At 51.1% G+C, this 1,424-nt stretch carries 3 protein-coding genes; 1 reads left to right on the top strand and 2 read right to left on the bottom strand.

The genetic code is table 11. The features are described 5' to 3' along the window. On the bottom strand, positions 1–254 hold a 254-nt coding region (locus CVT63_08415), incomplete at its 3' end, for a peptidylprolyl isomerase (GenBank protein PKQ26615.1). 317 nt (positions 255–571) lie between these two features. On the opposite strand from CVT63_08415, the gene CVT63_08410 reads away from it, so the two are divergent. After that, positions 572–880 carry a hypothetical protein gene (locus CVT63_08410; GenBank protein ID PKQ26614.1) on the top strand — a complete coding sequence of 103 codons (309 nt, stop codon included), beginning with the start codon at positions 572–574 and terminating at the stop codon, positions 878–880. A gap of 102 nt (positions 881–982) precedes the next feature. Here CVT63_08410 and CVT63_08405 read toward each other — a convergent pair. Further along, positions 983–1,424 (bottom strand): hypothetical protein (locus tag CVT63_08405; GenBank protein ID PKQ26613.1); only part of this gene is annotated, 442 nt, incomplete at its 5' end.

Here is a 1,424-nt window from a genome sequence, read left to right as displayed (position 1 = left end):
CCGTTGTCTGCTTCGTTTTCAATTGCCGCACGAGCCGGTTTTTCCTGCATATCCTGAGTCATACCGCCGCCCTGAATCATGAAGCGGCGAATGGTTCGGTGAAAGATCGTGCCGGAGTAATGGCCGCTCTTGATGTATTCCAGAAAATTGGCAACGGTCTTTGGTGCTTTTTCGCTATCCAGTTCAACCTCAATTGTTCCAAGGCTGGTATTGATCTGCACGGTAGGCTCGGCATGCGCGTTGGCAGCAAGCATGAGGGCGAAAAGTATTGCAGTGATTTTAAACGGCATGGTATTCCCTGGAATGTAGTCTGTGATGGTATTGCGTTGCTTGGTATGGTCCACTCTATAACAAACTGGTTCAGTTCACACATATATTGCGCCGGAACCGGATCCTAAAAATGACGTTTAATAAAATCAGTTACATATATGCGTTAGCACGTATTGTTAGCGCTGAAAAGCTGGCGTACTGTAAAAATTGCAGTGTTAATCGCTACCTGGCGGGAGGTTTTGAGGCTCCAATTTCTGCCAGCGAGTTTCCAGAGAAAAAGTAATACGAAAGGAGATTTGCAATGGACAAGTTTTCAATAATTCCAAAACTGGTGGCTGCAATTTTTGTCGTCGGCTTGATTTCCGGTTGCGCATCTACTACACGGGTCGATCAACTTTCAGCCCGCGTGGATGAAGTCAGTGCCAAGGCCGATTCTGCCATGGCTAAGGCAGAAGAGGCACTCGCAGCTGCCCAGAGCGCAGATGCCAAGGCGACACAGGCAGGGAGTGACGCTAGCGCTGCTATGGCTGCGGCTGAAGAAGCCAAACGCATGGCAGCCGATGCTGACGCAAAAGCTGACCGCATGTTCCAGAAATCCATGATGAAGTAAGCCGGTTTTCGGCGGGATGTCGGCTTTGCCGACATCCCGCTTTGCCTGGTTTTCAGTTAACTTTTTACAGTAGGCATTTATACCGTTAACGGTATAAATGCCTTATTGCGCCTCATTGCCTGGCGGCAATGCCATGGTATTTTCTGGCATGGTGTTTTCTGCTGGGATACTTGCATCGATCACCGCTGTAATGATTTCCTGCAGATCTGGTGTACCGGATTGAACCGGTGTCGGTATGCCGGATTTGTCCCTGGCGACCGCCGTGGCCTTGTCCCAGTCCACACCCCCTTCTCCATTGGTTTTTTCCAGTACGACTGCCATCGCCCCTGTCAGGTCGGGCGACGCCTGCTCGTGCTCCGACAAAGGCGCAAATGCCTGCAGGAATAACTGTCTTCCCCGCCATCCGGCTACATATGGCTGGTTGACGATTTCTACCGGGGTGCCAACCGGAACCTCGTGAAAGAGTGATTCGATATCTTCAGGGTAAAGCCGGATGCAACCGTGACTGACGCGCCTGCCTATTCCCCAAGGGCGATTGGTGCCA

Origin of the sequence: Candidatus Anoxymicrobium japonicum (assembly GCA_002843005.1) — a bacterium.
GTDB classification, from domain to species: Bacteria; Actinomycetota; Geothermincolia; order Fen-727; family Anoxymicrobiaceae; genus Anoxymicrobium; species Anoxymicrobium japonicum.
Note: the sequence above shows the minus strand (reverse complement) of the source record. Positions and strands in the feature narration are given on the sequence as shown.